The 18,649-nt window shown below is 56.1% G+C and carries 22 protein-coding genes; 16 read left to right on the top strand and 6 right to left on the bottom strand.

The features are described 5' to 3' along the window. The first annotated feature begins 1 nt into the window (after window position 1). On the top strand, window positions 2-664 hold the full coding sequence (locus AC2CF9_RS01130; protein WP_094111809.1) for an MBL fold metallo-hydrolase: 663 nt from the start codon (window positions 2-4) through the stop codon (window positions 662-664). Here AC2CF9_RS01130 and AC2CF9_RS01125 read toward each other — a convergent pair whose 3' ends face one another. The 3 genes from AC2CF9_RS01125 to AC2CF9_RS01115 form a co-directional block, all read right to left on the bottom strand. Continuing rightward, window positions 665-1,078 (bottom strand): GNAT family N-acetyltransferase, encoded by a 414-nt coding sequence (locus AC2CF9_RS01125; RefSeq protein WP_484556056.1) that lies wholly within the window; start codon window positions 1,076-1,078, stop codon window positions 665-667. Between the two features lie 20 nt (window positions 1,079-1,098). Further along, entirely contained in the window at window positions 1,099-1,482 is a 384-nt protein-coding gene (locus AC2CF9_RS01120) for a hypothetical protein (RefSeq protein ID WP_150017363.1), read from the bottom strand. 152 nt (window positions 1,483-1,634) lie between these two features. Beyond that, window positions 1,635-1,814 (bottom strand): hypothetical protein, encoded by a 180-nt coding sequence (locus AC2CF9_RS01115; protein WP_150017362.1) that lies wholly within the window; start codon window positions 1,812-1,814, stop codon window positions 1,635-1,637. Window positions 1,815-2,019: 205 nt separating this feature from the next. Here AC2CF9_RS01115 and AC2CF9_RS01110 point away from each other — a divergent pair, with 205 nt between their 5' ends. From AC2CF9_RS01110 to AC2CF9_RS01100, 3 genes are all read left to right on the top strand, one after another. After that, window positions 2,020-2,349, top strand: coding sequence for a hypothetical protein (locus AC2CF9_RS01110; RefSeq protein WP_150017361.1), 330 nt, complete (start codon window positions 2,020-2,022; stop codon window positions 2,347-2,349). A gap of 62 nt (window positions 2,350-2,411) precedes the next feature. Then, entirely contained in the window at window positions 2,412-2,963 is a 552-nt protein-coding gene (locus AC2CF9_RS01105) for a hypothetical protein (RefSeq protein ID WP_484556055.1), read from the top strand. 122 nt (window positions 2,964-3,085) lie between these two features. Further along, window positions 3,086-3,334, top strand: a complete 249-nt coding sequence (locus tag AC2CF9_RS01100; protein ID WP_065649559.1) for an ElaB/YgaM/YqjD family protein — start codon at window positions 3,086-3,088, stop codon at window positions 3,332-3,334. Between the two features lie 39 nt (window positions 3,335-3,373). On the opposite strand, the gene AC2CF9_RS01095 is transcribed toward AC2CF9_RS01100, so the two are convergent. Then, window positions 3,374-3,571, bottom strand: coding sequence for a DUF6404 family protein (locus AC2CF9_RS01095; protein WP_039383907.1), 198 nt, complete (start codon window positions 3,569-3,571; stop codon window positions 3,374-3,376). A 292-nt stretch (window positions 3,572-3,863) separates the two neighbouring features. On the opposite strand from AC2CF9_RS01095, the gene AC2CF9_RS01090 reads away from it, so the two are divergent. After that, window positions 3,864-5,120 carry a mechanosensitive ion channel family protein gene (locus tag AC2CF9_RS01090; protein ID WP_484556054.1) on the top strand — a complete coding sequence of 419 codons (1,257 nt, stop codon included), beginning with the start codon at window positions 3,864-3,866 and terminating at the stop codon, window positions 5,118-5,120. A gap of 47 nt (window positions 5,121-5,167) precedes the next feature. Here the strand turns inward: AC2CF9_RS01090 and icd are convergent, their stop codons facing one another. Then, window positions 5,168-6,418 (bottom strand): NADP-dependent isocitrate dehydrogenase, encoded by a 1,251-nt coding sequence (gene icd, locus AC2CF9_RS01085; RefSeq protein WP_039383903.1) that lies wholly within the window; start codon window positions 6,416-6,418, stop codon window positions 5,168-5,170. Between the two features lie 131 nt (window positions 6,419-6,549). Here icd and rluE point away from each other — a divergent pair, with 131 nt between their 5' ends. The 8 genes from rluE (at window position 6,550) to AC2CF9_RS01045 (ending at window position 14,354) form a co-directional block, all read left to right on the top strand. After that, complete coding sequence (gene rluE / locus AC2CF9_RS01080; RefSeq protein WP_370513339.1) at window positions 6,550-7,188, top strand: 23S rRNA pseudouridine(2457) synthase RluE; 639 nt, start codon at window positions 6,550-6,552, stop codon at window positions 7,186-7,188. 27 nt (window positions 7,189-7,215) lie between these two features. Continuing rightward, a complete protein-coding gene (locus AC2CF9_RS01075; protein ID WP_150017357.1) occupies window positions 7,216-7,689 on the top strand; it encodes an NUDIX domain-containing protein in 474 nt (157 codons plus the stop codon). Window positions 7,690-7,729: 40 nt separating this feature from the next. Continuing rightward, window positions 7,730-8,842: a tRNA 2-thiouridine(34) synthase MnmA gene (gene mnmA / locus AC2CF9_RS01070; RefSeq protein WP_484556053.1), complete on the top strand. Its 1,113-nt coding sequence runs from the start codon at window positions 7,730-7,732 to the stop codon at window positions 8,840-8,842. A 34-nt stretch (window positions 8,843-8,876) separates the two neighbouring features. Further along, complete coding sequence (gene hflD / locus AC2CF9_RS01065; protein WP_484556052.1) at window positions 8,877-9,518, top strand: high frequency lysogenization protein HflD; 642 nt, start codon at window positions 8,877-8,879, stop codon at window positions 9,516-9,518. A 44-nt stretch (window positions 9,519-9,562) separates the two neighbouring features. Beyond that, complete coding sequence (gene purB / locus AC2CF9_RS01060) at window positions 9,563-10,933, top strand: adenylosuccinate lyase (RefSeq protein WP_150017355.1); 1,371 nt, start codon at window positions 9,563-9,565, stop codon at window positions 10,931-10,933. A 108-nt stretch (window positions 10,934-11,041) separates the two neighbouring features. Further along, window positions 11,042-11,710, top strand: a complete 669-nt coding sequence (gene phoP / locus AC2CF9_RS01055) for a two-component system response regulator PhoP (RefSeq protein WP_039383893.1) — start codon at window positions 11,042-11,044, stop codon at window positions 11,708-11,710. A 3-nt stretch (window positions 11,711-11,713) separates the two neighbouring features. Then, window positions 11,714-13,174: a two-component system sensor histidine kinase PhoQ gene (gene phoQ / locus AC2CF9_RS01050; protein WP_484556051.1), complete on the top strand. Its 1,461-nt coding sequence runs from the start codon at window positions 11,714-11,716 to the stop codon at window positions 13,172-13,174. 58 nt (window positions 13,175-13,232) lie between these two features. After that, window positions 13,233-14,354 (top strand): ribosomal protein uL16 3-hydroxylase, encoded by a 1,122-nt coding sequence (locus AC2CF9_RS01045; RefSeq protein ID WP_094112135.1) that lies wholly within the window; start codon window positions 13,233-13,235, stop codon window positions 14,352-14,354. 43 nt (window positions 14,355-14,397) lie between these two features. Here AC2CF9_RS01045 and pepT read toward each other — a convergent pair whose 3' ends face one another. Next, entirely contained in the window at window positions 14,398-15,627 is a 1,230-nt protein-coding gene (pepT, locus tag AC2CF9_RS01040; RefSeq protein WP_484556050.1) for a peptidase T, read from the bottom strand. Between the two features lie 286 nt (window positions 15,628-15,913). Here pepT and potA point away from each other — a divergent pair, with 286 nt between their 5' ends. Genes potA through potC form a run of 3 tightly spaced genes read left to right on the top strand, consistent with a single transcriptional unit; the run spans window position 15,914 to window position 18,643 of the window. Then, on the top strand, window positions 15,914-17,029 hold the full coding sequence (gene potA / locus AC2CF9_RS01035) for a spermidine/putrescine ABC transporter ATP-binding protein PotA (protein ID WP_150017352.1): 1,116 nt from the start codon (window positions 15,914-15,916) through the stop codon (window positions 17,027-17,029). After that, on the top strand, window positions 17,013-17,873 hold the full coding sequence (gene potB / locus AC2CF9_RS01030; protein WP_484556049.1) for a spermidine/putrescine ABC transporter permease PotB: 861 nt from the start codon (window positions 17,013-17,015) through the stop codon (window positions 17,871-17,873). The genes potA and potB overlap by 17 nt, the downstream gene beginning before the upstream one ends. Further along, window positions 17,870-18,643: a spermidine/putrescine ABC transporter permease PotC gene (gene potC, locus AC2CF9_RS01025; protein ID WP_484556048.1), complete on the top strand. Its 774-nt coding sequence runs from the start codon at window positions 17,870-17,872 to the stop codon at window positions 18,641-18,643. The genes potB and potC overlap by 4 nt, the downstream gene beginning before the upstream one ends. Window positions 18,644-18,649 lie beyond the last annotated feature (6 nt).

Here is an 18,649-nt window from a genome sequence, read left to right as displayed (position 1 = left end):
TCTGAAGCCGCTTTATGAAGACTTATGGATCTCCACGCCGGAATTTCCCGCTGAAGAGACCGCTAATGACCTGATGATGCATGGCTTTATGCTGCGGCATCCACGCGGCAACCTGCTGATTGGCCGGGTTGAGAATCCGCTCGATCATGAGTTTCTGGCAGAGGCGGGTGGCGTTATTCGTCACTATCTTACGCACTGGCATGAGGCGGCGCCGGGAGCACGCCTTATTCAGCAGCGCTTCAGCAGTGCGCTTTACTGCCACAGCCGCTCGCTGGGTCCGGTTAGCCTGGTGGTTGAGCCGGATGAAACCTTTACCCGCAGGGAGGTGCATTTTGGCGACTTCCATCTGCTGCCAACGCCGGGCCATACGCCGGGCAGCAGCAGCTATCTTTACCACTCCCCGCTCGGGCAGACCTATCTGTTTGTCGGCGACACCCTCACCTGCGACTACAACCGCTGGATCAGCGTGCTCAAGCCTGACAGTAATCCTGCCGAGCTGCAGCAGTCGCTGGAACTTTACCGCACGCTGCGGCCCGATGTGGTGCTGATGAGCACCACGCGGGGTCACCTTTCATGGGTAAAGACTGATCTGTCCGGCTGGCTGGCAGCGATTGACGAAGCGGAGCAGTCGCCGCTGGATCTGCGACAGCAGCCGCTGCTGTAATCAGAGAGCTTTGGTGAGATAGTGGCGCTGATGATGACGCGGATAGTTATCCAGGCTGAACCGGAGCTGATAACCCTGTTTTTCATAGAACGGACGCGCCTGAAAGCTTGCCGTATCCACCTGCGCATAGACGCAACCCCGCGCCCGCGCTTCGTTCTCTGCTGCCATTATCAGCCGGGTGCCGGCGCCCTGCCCGCGCAGCGCGTCACTGACCCACAGCATGTCGATACGCAGCCAGTTACCACAGGTTGATCCTGTCAGACCTGCTATTTTCCCACCATCTGCATCATGAATAAACACGCCCAGCGCTTTGATCTCGCTGACATCAATAAAGCGGCTGTTGAACGCGTTAAGACCCTGTCTGATGTCGTCGAGATCCTGCGCAGTGACGCTGTCGGTGACGCTGAGTGACATGGTGTTGTTCCTGTGCGGTGTTATGAAGAGGCGTGCTGACGATCGTCATAACGATCGAGAGAGACGATAGCGGCATCGCGCTTTACTGAACGCTGACAGGGAACCAGTTTGTCGCTCTGCGCATAAACGAAAAAGGTTTCACCGCTCTCTTTATTAATGACCAGTCGGTCGCCGTTGCGGAAGCGCGTGATGGCGACGCTGTCGCCCCCTTCGAGGTGAAGGCGCTGTTGTCCCGCGGCCACCTGAAAATGCCGTTTCGGCCACATCAGCGTGCTGAGTCCGTAACTGGCGCGGGATACCGTCATCGTGGCCCGCCCCGGACAGGTGATCTGAAATTCACTTTCGCTCCATGCCGGCGCAACCTGACACGCCAGCAGTCCCGCGGCTATAACCAGAATTTTCATGCTGTTTTTCACCTGAGTTTAATGTCGTAACTTGCAGGGTAACATAGCGGGAAGCAGATTAATGCATGGCGTGCCGCGCATCAGAGCAGGCACGCCGGACGGCTACATAGTGATAAAGCAGAAATAACGCCGATATTGCATCGGCCTGAAGCTTACTCTGCGGCCACCTGAGCCGCCACCAGCATGAGTGCCAGTCCGGCATCTTCTGGATCGAATTTATGCATCACATCGTGGATCGCCGCAACACAGTTTATGACCTGTTTTTTCTTATCGGCGTCCAGCTGATCTATCGCCTGCTGAAGAATCATTAAGCTGGCTTCTTCTTCTCTCATTCATTTACCCTGTCTTTTTCCTGTCTGGTGCACTGCGCTGGCAAGAATACCGTTTATCTGCTACCAAAGTCACCCCCCTGACCTGCTTACCGCTTAACAGTTAAACAAAATGCAAATGGGAAGTGCAGCCAGACCTGCTATGCTCATATAAGCGATACGCGTTATCGTGCCACTGTCAGACAGGGAAAGAACCAGGATCAGGACCATGTTAAAACTGACTTATTTCATCATTATTATTGCGCTGACAGGCTGTAGTTCGACGCCAAAAGGAGTGGATTGTCCTGGTGAGGTGACCACGATTTATGGTCAATCGCTGGGCAGTACTCACGCCTGGATTTTTGATCTGGCGACCGCTTTCTCTGTAAGAAGTGACAACGTCACAGTAAGCAGCGGCCCGCTCCACTCCACTGACCGCTTCCGCTATATCCCCTCTGCCGTTACGACTGAAGGTTTTTATGCCCAGCGCCTGAGCGATAAACAGTTCCGGCTTATCAATCCTTACGAAAACACCATGATCACCTGGCAGTGTCCTTAGCCCGTGCACCCCGCCGCAGGATAGTTTATTGTCAGGGTTTACGCTTGCGGCAGATACCGATAATGGAAAAGAGTCTCGATAATAACGGCTACATCGATTTCCCCTTCCCGGCCACCACCAATGAAGATGGCTCAGTCAATCCCTGCGGGTTTGATCTGACGCAGCAGCCTGAGCGGATCGACGAAATAAAAGCGGGTAACGATTCTGAAAATATGCGCCGGCTGCTGGAAGAGGTGAATCTGCAGGAGGGACTCTTTATGACGCTCGCCTGCGATCGTCAGCAGCGTGAAGACAGCGTCTGCGGTTTTATTGACATCGCTTTTCGTCCGGATGTACCGCATACGCATGATGAAGCAGAACAGCTGGAAGCGCGTTTTGAGCACTATCTCGGCTGTCAGGAGAGTCAGCATGAGATGCCTGCCGGCTCGCTGGTCAACTATGCGCGCGCCGTGCTGGACTGGGGCTGGTCGCCGCTGCACCTGCGCCAGCAGCGCTATGAAAAAGTGACCGTCCGGTTCTACTGCCAGCAGCCTGAGGATGCTGAGTGGTGTTGTGACCATTTACGCCATTTTCTGGTGAGCTGGTACCCCTCATGGCGCTGCCGTCAGGGGTAAACCGTTCCTGAACAAACATTGTTAAACAGAGATTGTTACATAACCTTTACCGCTGTCGGGTTGCCGGTCCATCATTCTCTGACTACGCTGAAAGTGACATTCACCACTATCAGGGAGTCAACATGACTGACAAAGCGGAAGCAAAATTGAATGAAGCAGCAGGTGCAGTTCAGGAGAAATTTGGCGAACTGACGGGTTCTTCCCGTCATCAGGCAAAAGGTGCAGCACGGCGCTATCCGGCGCAGGCGAGCTATGCCGTACAGGATGCAGCTGATTGCGTGGTGAGGTCGGTCCGTGACAATCCGACTACGGGTCTGGCCGTGGCTGCCAGCATCGGCGTGATCGTCGGTTTCCTGCTGGGCCGCAAATAATCTGGTCAGCGGGGCCAGCCGGCCCCGCTGTTCCTGCACTTACGCCGCCGCGCGTCGTGCTTTATATCGCGCTACCATGGTACGCAGCGCCTGATAGATCAATCCCGCATACAGACTCATTACCACGGCCATGCCCGGCTCTTTTCCCTGCGCCTGCCAGGAGACAAACCACATAAACACGCCCCACAGCAGTGAAAAAAGCAGCCAGCCTTTCACAAACTTCACGATACCCTGCATAGTCTCTCCCCCGATACTGAGCGCTGACGATAGCGGCTTCTGCTGCAAAAGGCACGGCTATCCGGTTCAGGATGTTAACTGCTTCAAACTATGCGACTGGCCAGCGCGCGGATGGCACGGGTAATTGTCTGATGCCGCTCGTCAGTCAGGGGGGCTTAGTGGTATAACTGCAGCCGCAGTCAGCGGTGCTGAACTATTTTCTGACTGAGACCGCAATTGCGCACGCGTCGCTTATCGCCCCGTACGGCTTTATGCTTGAATTCCCGCCATCCCGGACCGGCTACTGATTAACATGAGCTACTTCTATACATTCCAGAATTTTCTTGCCGGTGACACGGCGCTTGCGGCAACCGTCAGCTTGCTGCTGCTGGTCGCGGCGGCGATGATTGCGCACTTTATCTGTAAATTTTTTGTGGTAAAAGTGGTGCGTAAAGTCTTTTTCAGCGCGCACAAAAACCAGGTACCGCTGGATAAAGATGTCCGCCTGTCGGAAAAACTCTCTAATTTCATCCCGGTCATTATCGTCTACTATCTGCTGCAGTTTATGCCGGGTCTGCCGCAGCATCTGCAGATTGCGGTCAAGACCATCTGCGGCATTCTGTTCTTTATCTATCTTTCGCTGTTCTTTACGGAAGTGCTGGAGATCATCAACATCTCCTATACCAAAAAGTCGCGGCGTAAAAATCACTCGATCAAAGGCTATATCCAGATCGGTAAGATTCTGGTGCACATTCTCTCCGCGATCATGATCCTGGCGATTATGTCGAATAAGTCGCCGGTAATTATTATTTCCAGTCTGGGTGCGGTGGCAGCCGTTCTGATGCTGGTATTTCAGCACACGCTGCTGTCGCTGGTGGCCAACATTCAGGTTTCATCAAATGATGTGCTGCAGCTCGGCGACTGGATTGAGATGCCGGATAACGGCATCAGTGGTGAGGTCATCGATATTGCGCTGCACACCATTACTATTCGCAACTGGGATAACACGCTGTCGCGTATCCCCACGAAAAATTTTCTGACTGAAACCTATACCAACTGGCAGGCGATGTTCTCCTCCGGCGCGCGGCGTATCATGCGCAGCTTCTATCTTGACCAGACCTCCATTCGCTTTCTGGACTATGAGCTGGTGCAGCAGATGATGCAGATACGCGGGGTCAGTGAGCAGCTTTCCGTGCTGATGGATGGACGTGAACCCAGCGCGCCAGGCGACCGCTGGTTTGCCGAAAATGGCCTGACCAATCTGACCCTATTTCGTAAATATCTGACCGCCTGGCTGACGCAGCGCGATGATATTAAGAAAGATATGTATATCGTGGTACGGGCACTTAAACCCTCACCGGAAGGGTTACCGGTGGAGGTCTACTGCTTTACCTCTTCCGTCATGTGGGCTGATTACGAAGATTCACAGTCAGCGATATTTGAGTATATCTATGCCATCGTCGGACAGTTTGCCCTGCGGATTTATCAGCATCCGGGCGGCCACGATTTCTGGCGCCTGTCGCAGGCGCGCGATGAGACGCTGCGTCAGAACGATACAGCAGGCGAATAAAAAAACGGGAGCCACTGGCTCCCGTTTTGCGCTCTGCCTGAAGCAGATTACATGTTGCTGATGATCGCGTCACCAAACTCTGAACATTTCAGCAGCTTAGCGCCATCCATCAGACGTTCGAAGTCATAGGTCACGGTTTTAGCCGCGATTGCGCCTTCCATGCCTTTAACAATCAGGTCAGCCGCTTCAAACCACTCCATGTGGCGCAGCATCATCTCTGCAGACAGGATCACTGAACCCGGGTTCACTTTATCCTGACCCGCATATTTTGGTGCAGTCCCGTGCGTGGCTTCAAACAGCGCGCACTCGTCACCGATGTTTGCGCCAGGTGCGATACCGATACCGCCAACCTGTGCCGCCAGGGCGTCAGAGATGTAGTCGCCGTTCAGGTTCATACAGGCAATCACGTCATACTCTGCCGGACGCAGCAGGATCTGCTGCAGGAAAGCATCTGCAATCACATCCTTAACGATGATCTCTTTGCCGGTATTTGGATTGTTAAATTTCATCCACGGGCCACCGTCGATCAGCTCACCACCAAACTCCTCTTTCACCAGCTGGTAGCCCCAGTCTTTGAAAGAACCTTCGGTGAACTTCATGATGTTGCCTTTGTGAACCAGCGTCAGCGAATCACGATCGTTAGTGATGGTATATTCAAGCGCCGCACGGACCAGGCGTTTCGTTCCCTCTTCCGAGCACGGCTTCACGCCGATACCGCACTGCTGCGGGAAGCGAATTTTCTTCACGCCCATCTCTTCACGCAGGAATTTGATCACTTTATCCGCTTCCGGCGTACCCGCTTTCCATTCGATACCGGCATAGATATCTTCGGAGTTCTCACGGAAGATCACCATATCGGTCTCTTCCGGACGTTTAACCGGGCTTGGCGTGCCCTTGTAGTAGCGTACCGGACGCAGGCAGACGTAGAGGTCCAGCTCCTGACGCAGTGCCACGTTCAGCGAGCGAATACCGCCGCCAACCGGGGTGGTCAGCGGGCCTTTAATGGCAACGCGATACTCTTTGATTAAATCCAGGGTTTCCTGCGGCAGCCAGACATCCTGGCCGTAAAGTTCTGTTGATTTCTCACCAGTAAAGATTTCCATCCAGGAAATTTTACGCTCGCCGTTGTAGGCTTTCTTCACGGCAGCATCAACCACTTTCAGCATGACCGGGGAAACGTCCACGCCGATACCATCACCCTCGATGTAAGGAATGATTGGGTTATGCGGGACATTCAGTTTGCCCTGATCAAGGGTGATTTTCTGACCTTCTGCCGGAACAACTACTTTGCTTTCCATTAACCTCTCCTTCGAGCGATTTTTTGTTAATGATTTGTAAGATGCGGGTCAATACTACTTGAATATTTCCCCTACGCCAATCACCGTAATTTCGCGTTATAATGCGCTGATTGTTACTTACTGCAAAGCTCATGCGAAAAACATCTCAGAAAATTCACCCACCTAAACGCACCGCGGCGTCACGCCACGCTGCGCGCCGCCCGGCACGCCCGACCGGCCCGCGCCGCGTGATTTTATTTAACAAACCCTTTGATGTCCTGCCGCAATTCAGCGACGACGCCGGACGCCGCACGCTGAAAGACTTTATTCCGGTCAGCGACGTCTACGCGGCAGGCCGTCTGGATCGCGACAGTGAGGGGCTGATGCTGCTGACTAACGATGGTGCGCTGCAGGCGCAGCTTACTCAGCCCGGCAGGCGCACGGGGAAAATTTACTTTGTTCAGGTCGAGGGCGTGCCGCAGGAATCAGATTTATCCCGGCTGCGCAGCGGCGTTGAGCTTAACGACGGCATAACGCTGCCGGCGGGTATCGAAGCGGTCAGCGAGCCGGAGTGGCTCTGGCCGCGCACGCCACCGGTGCGTGAACGCAAAACCATCCCCACCAGCTGGCTGAAAATCACCCTGTATGAAGGGCGCAACCGGCAGGTACGACGCATGACGGCGCATATCGGTTTTCCGACCCTGCGTCTGATTCGCTTTGCGCTGGGAGAGCATCAGCTTAATGAGCTTGCTCCCGGCGAGTGGCGCGATATCAGCGCTGAGTTTCAATAACCGCAGGTTAATCAGAGTGAGCGAACGATGTTTAAACCTCATGTAACCGTCGCCTGTCTGGTACAGGCGCAGGGTAAACTGCTGGTGGTTGAGGAGCGTGTCGCCGGACGCGTGACCTGGAATCAGCCAGCGGGCCATCTCGAGGCGGATGAGACGCTGCAGGAAGCGGCGCTGCGCGAATTGTATGAAGAGACCGGCATCCATGCAGAGCTGCACTATTTTCTTGGCGTGCAGCAGTGGATTGCGCCGGATAATACACCTTTTGTGCGGTTTCTCTTTGGCGTTGATCTGCCAGCGCCGTGCGTGACCACGCCGCTCGACAGCGATATCGATTGCTGCTGGTGGCTGGCACCTGAGCAAATTCTTGCGTCCGATCAGCTACGTTCGCCGCTGGTCGCGGAGAGCGTGCGGCTGTGGCAACAGGGCGTGCGCTACCCGCTACAGCTGGTGGCGCCGTTTAACTGGCCGTTTCACAAGGGTGCGCATACCGTGACTCCATGATAGAATGCGCCGCCTGTTTTACTGTAATCAAGAGTGCGTCATGTCTGACAACAGCCAGAAAAAAGTAATCGTCGGAATGTCCGGCGGCGTCGATTCTTCCGTTTCCGCGTGGCTACTGCAGCAGCAGGGCTACCAGGTTGAAGGCCTGTTCATGAAGAACTGGGAGGAGGATGACGGCGAGGAGTATTGCACCGCCGCAGACGATCTGGCTGACGCACAAGCCGTGTGTGACAAGCTCGGCATAAAACTGCACAAAATTAATTTTGCCGCTGAGTACTGGGACAATGTGTTCGAGCATTTTCTCGACGAATATAAGGCGGGGCGCACGCCTAATCCCGATATTCTCTGCAATAAAGAGATCAAATTTAAAGCGTTTCTTGAGTTCGCTGCTGACGACCTCGGCGCAGATTATATCGCGACCGGCCACTATGTGCGTCGGGCCGATGTGGCGGGCAGAAGCCAGCTGCTGCGCGGACTCGACGGTAATAAAGATCAGAGCTATTTCCTCTACACCCTGAGCCACCAGCAGATCGCCCAGAGCCTGTTTCCGGTCGGTGAACTGGAGAAGCCGGAAGTGCGCCGCATTGCCGAAGAGCTGGATCTGATTACCGCAAAGAAAAAAGATTCTACCGGCATCTGCTTTATCGGTGAGCGTAAGTTTCGCGATTTCCTCGGCCGTTACCTGCCTGCGCAACCGGGCGAGATTGAGACGGTTGAGGGTGACATTGTCGGTGAGCACCAGGGGCTGATGTACCATACGCTCGGTCAGCGCAAAGGTCTGGGCATTGGCGGCCGTAAAGAGAGCAATGACGATCCCTGGTATGTGGTGGACAAAGATGTCGCACGTAACCGGCTGATTGTCGCCCAGGGCGGCGACCACCCGCGTCTGATGTCTGTGGGCCTGATCGCCCAGCAGCTGCACTGGGTCGATCGTCAGCCTGTGACCTCTCCGCTGCGCTGCACGGTTAAAACCCGTTACCGCCAGAGTGACATCCCGTGTGAAATCCTGCCGCTTGGTGACGATCGCATTGAGGTGCGTTTCGATGAAGCGGTTGCTGCGGTGACGCCGGGCCAGTCTGCGGTGTTCTATCTGGGTGACGTCTGTCTCGGTGGCGGTATTATTGAGCAGCGCCTGCCGCTGCCTGAGGCGTAAAACAGCGCCGCTGATTTTTCTGCAGGAGTAGAGCGTGGCTAAAAATTTTTATGATATTACGCTGGCGCTGGCGGGCATTTGCCAGGCCACACAGCTGACGCAGCAGCTGGCGCATCAGGGCCAGTGCGACAGCGCGGCGCTGCAGGTATCCATACGCAGCCTGCTTGATCTCAATCCCGCCTCCACGCTGGCGGTGTATGGTAATGACGAAGCCAATCTGCGCCCCGGTCTGGAGACCTTAATGGCGGTGCTGAACAGCGGCAGCCGTCAGGGTGCCAGTGCGGAAGTGACGCGCTACACGCTGGGTCTGATGGTGCTGGAGCGCAAGCTCAGCGGCAACAAAACCGCGCTGGCGGCGCTGGCACAGCGTATCGGCCAGCTCGACCGTCAGCTGGCGCACTACGGCCCCGAATCCGATACCCTTACCAGCGCCATGGCGGGCATCTATGTCGATATCATCAGCCCGCTGGGCCCGCGCATTCAGGTTACCGGCTCACCGCAGGTGCTGCAAAATACTCGGGTACAGAACAAAGTCCGCGCGGCGCTGCTGGCGGGGATCCGTTCAGCGGTGCTCTGGCAGCAGTGTGGCGGTGGCCGCCTGCAGCTGATGTTTTCGCGTCAGCGCCTGCTGAATGAAGCCAAAGCTATTTTATCCCGGCTGGGTCCGGCGTATTAAACGCCGCCCTGCCCTCATCTGTTAACGTTTCAGGAGTTGCACTGATGGAATTATCCTCTCTGACCGCCGTCTCACCCGTTGATGGCCGTTACGGCGATAAAGTCAGCCCGCTGCGCGCCATTTTCAGTGAGTTTGGTTTACTGAAATTCCGCGTGGAAGTGGAAGTTCGCTGGTTACAGAAACTGGCTGCGACCGCAGAGATCAGGGAAGTTCCTGCATTTGATGCTGACGCAAACGCTTTCCTTGACGCAATTGTCAGCAATTTCAATGAAACTGACGCTGCACGCATCAAAACCATAGAGCGCACCACCAATCACGATGTCAAAGCGGTTGAATACTTTCTGAAAGAGAAAGTGGCTGATGTGCCTGCGCTGCAGGCGGTCTCTGAGTTTATCCACTTCGCCTGCACCTCTGAAGATATCAACAACCTCTCCCATGCGCTGATGCTGGAAACGGCACGCCGCGACGTTATCACGCCCTACTGGCAGAAAATCATCGCTGCGGTGAAAGGGCTGGCGCAGGAGTATCGCGATATTCCGCTGCTCTCCCGTACGCACGGTCAGCCCGCTACCCCTTCAACCATGGGCAAAGAGATGGCCAACGTCGCCTACCGCATGGAGCGGCAGCTGCGTCAGCTGGGCAACATTGAGGTGCTGGGCAAAATCAACGGCGCCGTCGGCAACTACAACGCGCACATCGCCGCTTATCCGGAAGCGGACTGGCATCAGATCAGCGAAGATTTTGTCACCTCGCTTGGCATTACCTGGAACCCCTACACCACGCAGATTGAGCCGCACGACTACATCGCAGAGCTGTTTGACTGCATCGCGCGTTTCAACACTATCCTGATCGATTTTGATCGCGATATCTGGGGCTACGTTGCGCTGAACCACTTCAAACAGAAAACCATCGCGGGCGAAATTGGCTCCTCAACGATGCCACACAAGGTCAACCCTATCGACTTTGAAAACTCTGAGGGCAATTTAGGCCTGGCAAACGCGGTGATGCAGCACCTCGCCAGCAAGCTCCCGGTGTCACGCTGGCAGCGCGATCTCACCGACTCAACCGTTCTGCGTAACCTCGGCGTCGGCGTCGGCTATGCGCTGATTGCCTATCAGTCCACGCTGAAGGGCATCTCAAAACTGGAAGTGAATCGCGATCGCCTGCTGGATGAGCTGGATCACAACTGGGAAGTGCTTGCCGAGCCGATTCAGACCGTAATGCGCCGTTACGGTATTGAAAAACCTTACGAAAAGCTTAAAGAGCTGACGCGCGGCAAGCGCGTCGACGCGGCGGGCATGCAGACCTTTATCGACAGCCTGGCGCTGCCGGAAGAGGAGAAAGTGCGCCTGAAGCAGATGACCCCGGCGAACTATCTGGGCCGCGCGGTGCAAATGGTCGATGAGCTGAAGTAATTCCGCCTGCACAGGCGCGCACCGCGCGCCTGTTGCGTTGTTCTCTGGTTTAGCTCCCTTCACGTATACTCACTTTATTATCACTGAGTTTGCAGGTAAGGAAAAAGTATGCGTGTTCTGGTTGTGGAAGATAATGCTCTGCTGCGCCACCATCTCGCCGTTCAGCTGCGTGATATGGGGCATCAGGTTGATGCCGCTGAAGATGCGAAAGAAGCTGACTACTTTCTTCAGGAGCATCTGCCTGACATTGCGCTGGTTGATCTTGGCCTGCCCGACGAAGATGGCATGTCGCTGATTCGCCGCTGGCGCAGCGACGCGGTGCGCCAGCCGATCCTGGTACTGACCGCGCGCGAAGGCTGGCAGGCAAAAGTTGAAGCCCTGGAAGCTGGCGCGGACGACTACGTTACCAAGCCTTTTCATATTGAGGAGGTTGCTGCCCGCCTGCAGGCGCTGATGCGGCGCAATAGCGGCCACGCATCGCAGATCATCTCCCTGCCGCCGTTTCAGGTCGACCTGTCACGTCGCGAGCTGGCGGTGAACGACGTGCCGGTGAAGCTGACAGCATTTGAATATACGATTGCAGAAACGCTGATCCGCAACGCGGGTAAAGTGGTCAGCAAAGATTCGCTGATGCTGCAGCTCTATCCTGATGCTGAACTGCGCGAGAGCCATACCATCGATGTGCTGATGGGCCGCCTGCGCAAGAAAATCCTTGCACTGCATCCGACCGAAGTGATCAACACGGTACGCGGTCAGGGCTACCGTTTCGATCTCTGACCTATGAACTGGTTTCGCCAGCTGCGCCCGCTCTCGCTCCGTACCCGCTTTCTGCTGGCGACCGCCGCCGTGGTCCTGTTTATCTCTCTCTCCTATGGCATGGTCGCGGTTATCGGCTATGTCGTGAGTTTCGATAAAAATACCTACCGCGTGCTGCGTGGTGAAAGTAACCTCTTTTTCACCCTGGCGCAGTGGCAGGATAACAAACTCACCATCGCGCAGCCGGAGCGCATGACGCTGAATTTCCCGACGCTGGTCTTTATCTACGATGAACGCGGCAAGCTGCTGTGGCAGCAGCGCGACGTGCCGGAGATTCGGGACAAGATCCAGCCCGAGTGGCTGCTGAAGCCTGACTTTTATGAAATTGACACCAGCAACCGCACCAGCCTGACGGCATTAGGCGATAACATCCAGGCGCAGCAGCAGCTGCACGCGCTGGACAGCAACAGTAACGACACCTTTACCCATTCGGTTGCGGTGAATCGCTACGATGCGACGGTCAATCTGCCGGCGATGACCATTGTGGTGGTGGATTCTATCCCGCAGGAGCTGCAGCACTCAGACGTGGTCTGGTCATGGTTCAGCTATGTGCTGGCGGCTAACCTGCTGCTGGTGATCCCGCTGCTCTGGCTGGCCGCTCACTGGAGCCTGCGCCCGATTGGCGATCTCACCGCGCAGGTGCGCGAGCTGGAGACCGGTCAGCGGGAAAACCTGGGCGATAACCCGCCGCAGGAGCTGAAAAGCCTGGTGCGCAACCTCAACCTGCTGCTGACCAACGAGCGTCAGCGCTATACCCGCTACCGCACCACGCTCTCAGATTTAACCCACAGCCTGAAAACACCGCTGGCGGTGCTGCAGAGTACGCTGCGATCGCTGCGCAACGGCAAATCGCTCACCATCGAACAGGCTGAGCCGGTGATGCTGGAGCAGATCAGCCGTATTTCACAGCAGACGGGTTACTATCTGCATCGCGCCAGCATGCAGGCCGATCACAATCCGCTGCAGCGCGATTTTCACTCGGTCTCCGCCCTGCTCGACAGCCTCTGCTCTGCGCTCAACAAGGTTTACCAGCGCAAGGGCGTAGAGATCACGCTCGACATCCCTCCCGAGCTGGTATTTGTCGGCGATCAGAACGATTTTATGGAAGTGCTCGGCAACGTGCTCGATAACGCCTGTAAATATTGCCTGGAGTTTATTGAAGTTAGCACGCGTCAGACTGATCAGGCGCTGCATCTGTTTATCGACGATGACGGGCCGGGTATTCCTGAAAGCAAGCGCGATGTGATTTTCGTCCGCGGCCAGCGGGCCGATACGCTGCGGCCGGGACAGGGGCTGGGACTGGCGGTGGTGCGGGATATTCTTGAACAGTATGCCGGAACCGTCAGCGCCTCTGCCAGCCCACTGGGCGGCACGCGCATGGAAGTGGTGTTCCGGCGGCAGGAAGTTACACATCACCGCGAGTAGAACCGGCTGCGGACTGTTATACTTGCCAGCAATTATTGCTCCAACCGGAACGCTTCGTATGGATTATCAGCTCGATATCAACCAGACCGACTTTATTCAGCGCTACTGGCAGAAACGCCCGGTCGTGCTTAAGCGCGGCTTCAAAAATTTTGTGGATCCCCTCTCGCCGGATGAGCTGGCGGGACTGGCGATGGAGAATGAGGTGGACAGCCGCCTCGTCAGCCACCATAACGACAAATGGCAGGTCAGCCACGGCCCGTTTGAAAGCTATGACCATCTGGGTGAAAGCAACTGGTCGCTGCTGGTTCAGGCGGTTAACCACTGGCATGAGGGCTCTGCTGCTCTGATGCGCCCGTTCCGCTTTCTGCCCGACTGGCGCATTGACGATCTGATGATCTCGTTTTCAGTACCGGGCGGCGGTGTGGGTCCGCATTTCGACCAGTATGATGTCTTTATCATTCAGGGTACCGGCCGCCGGCGCTGGCGCGTGGGTGAGAAGGTTCCGATGAAGCAGCACTGCCCGCATCCCGATTTGCTGCAGGTTGCGCCGTTTGACGCCATCATCGATGAAGAGCTGGAGCCGGGCGATATTCTCTACATTCCGCCGGGCTTCCCGCACGAGGGCTACTCACTGGAAAATGCGCTCAACTATTCGGTCGGGTTCCGGGCGCCAAATGGCCGCGAGCTGATCAGCGGCTTTGCTGATTATATGCTGGCCCATGAGCTGGGCAGCTATCGCTACAGCGATCCGGAAGTGCCTTCGCGCAGCTGCCCGTCGCAGATCCTGCCTTCAGAAGTTGAAGGCATTCGTCAGGTTATGCTGGACGTGATCAACCAGCCGGAGCAGTTCAGCCAGTGGTTTGGCGAATTTATTTCGCAGTCGCGCCATGAGCTGGACGTGGCGCCACCGGAACCGCCGTATCAGCCGGATGAGATTTACGATGCGCTACAGCAGGGTGACACGCTGACGCGGCTTGGCGGCCTGCGCGTACTGACGCTGGGTGATGCCGTCTATGTTAATGGCGAGCAGATCACCAGCCAGCATCCGCAGGTACTGGCCGCGCTGGCGCACCAGCATGAGCTTGCTCTGGCAGATTTTGGTGACGCGCTGGATGACCCGTCACTGCTGGCGCAGCTGGCCGGTCTGGTAAACAGCGGCTACTGGTTCTTCGCTGATTAAAATCATGCGCCTCTCCCGCTTCCGGGAGAGGCGCTCTCCTGCGTTATGTCCGCTTCTCTGCCGCCAGCGCAGCGAGCCGCACAATCACTTCTGTCGCCTTTTGCATCACATTCAGTGAGGCAAACTCATGCTTGCCGTGGTAGTTATAGCCACCGGTAAAGATATTCGGACAGGGCAGCCCTTTCCACGACAGCGCGGAACCGTCAGTGCCGCCGCGGATCGGCTTCACGTCAGGCTCAATGCCGCAGTCGCGCATCGCCTGCAGCGCCAGCTCAATAATATGCGGATGCGGCTCCACTTTTTCGCGCATATTGCGGTAGCTGTCGCTGATCTCGACTTTGACCGAACATTCACTCTGCAGCCCTTTGCCCACCCGCTGTCCGATGTTCTCCAGCAGCTGTTTGCGCTGTTCATAGCTGTCTGCATCAAAATCGCGGATCAGGTACATCAGCTCAGCGTGCTCCACCGTGCCTTTGATGGAGTGCAGATGGAAAAAGCCTTCGTAGCCGTCGGTAAACTGCGGCTTCTCCTGAGCAGGCAGCTCAGCGTGAAAGCGCATCGCCAGATCCAGCGCATTCACCATGACATTCTTTGCGCTGCCGGGATGAACGTTATTCCCGGTGATATAGACCATCGCGGTTGCGGCGTTGAAGTTCTCAAACTCAAACTCGCCGAGACCGCTGCCATCCATGGTGTAGGCCCAGTCAGCCGCAAACCCTTCCACGTCGAAGTGCGACGTGCCGCGGCCAATCTCTTCATCCGGCGTAAAGGCAACCCGGATAGCGCCGTGCGGCACCTCACCCTTTGCCAGCTCCGCCATCGCCGTCATAATCTCGGCAATGCCCGCTTTATCATCCGCGCCCAGCAGCGTTTTGCCGTCGGTCGTGATCAACGTATGTCCGGTGAGCTTATGCAGCACCGGGAACATCACCGGCGACAGCACGTCATCCCCGTTACCCAGCGCAATGTCGCCGCCGCGATAGTTCTCCACAATCTGCGGATTGACGTTTTTCGCCGTGTAGTCGGGCGAGGTATCCATATGAGAAATAAAGCCGATAACCGGCACTGGCCAGTCGACGTTGGCCGGTAGCGTACCCATTACGCAGCAGTGGTCGCTCAGCGATACATCGACAAAGCCCAGTGCAATCAGCTCTTCCTGCAGCTGACGCGCCAGGATCCACTGCCCCTCACTGCTCGGCACCTGCCGCGCCTGCGGTTTAGCCTGCGTCTCTATTGCTACGTAGCGCAGAAAGCGTTCCAGTAACTGTTCCATCTGTTATCCCCCTGTTTAAGCCAGTGTTATTATTGTGGCGGCAGCTGGCCGCCGTGTTGCGCGATATCACTCTTCTTTAGGTTAGCCTGCCTGCTATAGCGTGTACCAGGTAAATTATTGCCGGCTGACCTGTTACGCACAGTTCGGTAGTTTGCCCTCTTTTCCAGGTAATTCAGCGGTAAATTATGGCATTAGATAAATTTTCAGGTATTATCCCGCCTTCACTACGGCTCGCTGTCGCCGGCAGCGAGCCGCTATCCTGATCCCTTCAGACTGAGTGACAAAAATGACGCAAACATGCGCGCAACAGGCGCTGGTTACGCTTTCTGGCATCAGTAAAGCTTTCGATGGGAAAACCATCATTTCTGACTTCGACCTGCATATCGGACACGGGGAGTTTATTACTCTGCTGGGTCCTTCAGGCTGTGGAAAAACCACCATTCTGCGTCTGCTTGCCGGGCTGGAAACCACCGACAGCGGCCGTATCACGCTGGATGGCAGCGATATTACCGATACGCCCGCCGAGCAGCGTCATATCAATACCGTGTTTCAGAGCTACGCGCTGTTTCCGCACATGTCCGTGTTCGAAAACGTCGCATTCGGTCTGCGCATGCAGAAGCGCCCCGCCGATGAGATTGTTCAGCGCGTTGATGAAGCGCTTGCCATGGTGCAGCTGGAGAGTTTCGCCGACCGGCGCCCGCGTCAGCTTTCAGGGGGACAGCAGCAGCGGGTCGCTATCGCCCGCGCCGTGGTTAACCGGCCAAAAGTCCTGCTGCTGGATGAATCTCTCTCGGCGCTGGATTATAAGCTGCGTCGTCAGATGCAGAACGAGCTGAAAGCGCTGCAGCGCAAACTGGGCATCACCTTTGTTTTTGTCACCCACGATCAGGAAGAGGCGCTCTCTATGTCAGATCGTATCGTGGTGATGCGCGACGGCCGCATTGAGCAGGATGGCACGCCGCGTGAAATTTATGAAGAGCCGGGCAACCTGTTTGTGGCGCGTTTTATCGGTGAAATTAACGTCTTTGACGCCGAGGTGATCGCGTGCGACCGCGCGCCCACTATCCGCGCGCGCGTTGAAGGCATCGCCTGCGATCTGCACTGCCCGTTTCCGGTAGCGCCCGGTGATAAACTGCACGTACTGCTGCGCCCGGAAGATCTGCGCGTTGAGGAGATCGCCCATGACAGCCGCAGCGAGTATCTGACCGGTTTTGTTCGCGACCGCAGCTATAAAGGCATGACGCTGGAGTCCTCGGTGGAGCTGGAGAACGGCAAGCTGCTGACGGTCAGTGAATTCTTCAACGAAGATGACCCCGATTTTGACCACTCGCTGAATCAAAAAATGGCTATCCGCTGGGTGCCGGACTGGGAGGTGGTACTGCCCTATGAAACTGATGCGTAATCGTCTGCAGAAAGCGATTGTTGCCCTGATTGTCAGCTGGCTGACGCTGTTTGTGCTGCTGCCCAATCTGATGATTATCGTCACCAGCTTTCTGACGCGCGATGATGCGCACTTTGTCAGCATGGTACTGACCTTTGATAACTACCGCCGCCTGCTCGACCCGCTCTATGCCAGCGTGCTGCTGCATTCACTGAATATGGCGTTGATCGCCACCCTGTGCTGTCTGCTGCTGGGCTATCCGTTTGCCTGGTGCCTCACCCGGCTCTCTCCCCGGCTGCGTCCGCTGATGCTCTTTTTGCTGATAGTGCCCTTCTGGACCAACTCGCTGATCCGCATCTATGGGCTGAAGATCTTTCTCAGCACCCGCGGCTGGCTGAACGACTTTCTGCTCTGGCTCGGCGTGACAGATAAACCTTTTCGCATCATGTTCACCTCTGAAGCGGTGATTCTGGGACTCATCTATATCCTGCTGCCGTTTATGGTACTGCCGCTTTACTCCAGCCTGGAGAAGCTCGATCGGTCGTACCTTGAAGCGGCGCGCGATCTCGGTGCCGGTAAGCTCCAGACGTTTGTACGCATTATTCTGCCGCTGACCCTGCCCGGCATTGTCGCGGGCTGCCTGCTGGTATTTATCCCGGCGATGGGCATGTTTTACGTTGCCGACCTTATGGGCGGCGCCAGAAATCTGCTGATCGGAAATATTATCAAAAGCCAGTTCCTGAACATTCGCGACTGGCCGTCAGGCGCAGCAACCAGCGTGGTGATGACGCTGCTGATGGGCATTATGCTGCTGTTTTACTGGCGGGCGGCGCGGCTGCTGAATAACCGGATGGATCTCTCATGATGGCGCGTCTGCTACGCGGCGTCTTTATGGCCGCAATCTATGCCTGGTTCTATATTCCGATGATTATCCTGATCGTAAACTCCTTCAACGCCTCGCGCTTTGGCATTAACTGGCAGGGATTCAGCTCGCGCTGGTATCAGCTGCTGCTGAACAACGACAGTCTGATTCAGGCAGCGCAGCACTCACTTATCATGGGTGTGATCTCCGCAACCTGCGCCACGCTTATCGGCGCGCTTACGGCCGTCGCGCTCTACCGCTACCGTTTTCGCGGTAAGCCCTTTGTCAGCGGGATGCTGTTTGTGGTGATGATGTCGCCGGATATCGTTATGGCGATCTCCCTGCTGGTGCTGTTTATGCTGCTGGGGATCTCGCTCGGCTTCTGGTCGCTGCTGTTTTCGCATATCACCTTCTGCCTGCCTTTTGTGGTGATCACCGTCTACTCGCGGCTGAAAGGGTTTGATGTGCGCATGCTGGAGGCGGCAAAAGATCTCGGTGCCAGCGAGGTGACGATTCTGCGTAAAATCCTGCTGCCGCTGGCGATGCCGGCCGTGGCAGCGGGCTGGCTGCTGAGCTTTACTCTCTCTATGGATGATGTGGTGGTCTCATCATTCGTTACCGGGCCGGGTTTCGAAATCCTGCCGCTGAAGATCTACTCCATGGTGAAAGTCGGTGTTTCACCCGAGGTGAACGCGCTGGCGACGATCCTGCTGCTGCTGTCGCTGCTGCTGGTGGCGATCAGTCAGCTACTGCTCCGTGATAAAACCCAATAGAGGATA

The organism is Pantoea sp. SYBGC1, assembly GCF_057197005.1.
Note: the sequence above shows the minus strand (reverse complement) of the source record. Positions and strands in the feature narration are given on the sequence as shown.

Coding starts and splice junctions, on each gene's coding strand:
- AC2CF9_RS01125 (WP_484556056.1), bottom strand. CDS start 1,078: ATGTCACTCAGCGTCACCGACAGCGTCACTGCGCAGGATCTCGACGAC.
- AC2CF9_RS01120 (WP_150017363.1), bottom strand. CDS start 1,482: ATGAAAATTCTGGTTATAGCCGCGGGACTGCTGGCGTGTCAGGTTGCG.
- AC2CF9_RS01115 (WP_150017362.1), bottom strand. CDS start 1,814: ATGAGAGAAGAAGAAGCCAGCTTAATGATTCTTCAGCAGGCGATAGAT.
- AC2CF9_RS01110 (WP_150017361.1), top strand. CDS start 2,020: ATGTTAAAACTGACTTATTTCATCATTATTATTGCGCTGACAGGCTGT.
- AC2CF9_RS01105 (WP_484556055.1), top strand. CDS start 2,412: ATGGAAAAGAGTCTCGATAATAACGGCTACATCGATTTCCCCTTCCCG.
- AC2CF9_RS01100 (WP_065649559.1), top strand. CDS start 3,086: ATGACTGACAAAGCGGAAGCAAAATTGAATGAAGCAGCAGGTGCAGTT.
- AC2CF9_RS01095 (WP_039383907.1), bottom strand. CDS start 3,571: ATGCAGGGTATCGTGAAGTTTGTGAAAGGCTGGCTGCTTTTTTCACTG.
- AC2CF9_RS01090 (WP_484556054.1), top strand. CDS start 3,864: ATGAGCTACTTCTATACATTCCAGAATTTTCTTGCCGGTGACACGGCG.
- icd (WP_039383903.1), bottom strand. CDS start 6,418: ATGGAAAGCAAAGTAGTTGTTCCGGCAGAAGGTCAGAAAATCACCCTT.
- rluE (WP_370513339.1), top strand. CDS start 6,550: ATGCGAAAAACATCTCAGAAAATTCACCCACCTAAACGCACCGCGGCG.
- AC2CF9_RS01075 (WP_150017357.1), top strand. CDS start 7,216: ATGTTTAAACCTCATGTAACCGTCGCCTGTCTGGTACAGGCGCAGGGT.
- mnmA (WP_484556053.1), top strand. CDS start 7,730: ATGTCTGACAACAGCCAGAAAAAAGTAATCGTCGGAATGTCCGGCGGC.
- purB (WP_150017355.1), top strand. CDS start 9,563: ATGGAATTATCCTCTCTGACCGCCGTCTCACCCGTTGATGGCCGTTAC.
- phoP (WP_039383893.1), top strand. CDS start 11,042: ATGCGTGTTCTGGTTGTGGAAGATAATGCTCTGCTGCGCCACCATCTC.
- phoQ (WP_484556051.1), top strand. CDS start 11,714: ATGAACTGGTTTCGCCAGCTGCGCCCGCTCTCGCTCCGTACCCGCTTT.
- AC2CF9_RS01045 (WP_094112135.1), top strand. CDS start 13,233: ATGGATTATCAGCTCGATATCAACCAGACCGACTTTATTCAGCGCTAC.
- pepT (WP_484556050.1), bottom strand. CDS start 15,627: ATGGAACAGTTACTGGAACGCTTTCTGCGCTACGTAGCAATAGAGACG.
- potA (WP_150017352.1), top strand. CDS start 15,914: ATGACGCAAACATGCGCGCAACAGGCGCTGGTTACGCTTTCTGGCATC.
- potB (WP_484556049.1), top strand. CDS start 17,013: ATGAAACTGATGCGTAATCGTCTGCAGAAAGCGATTGTTGCCCTGATT.
- potC (WP_484556048.1), top strand. CDS start 17,870: ATGATGGCGCGTCTGCTACGCGGCGTCTTTATGGCCGCAATCTATGCC.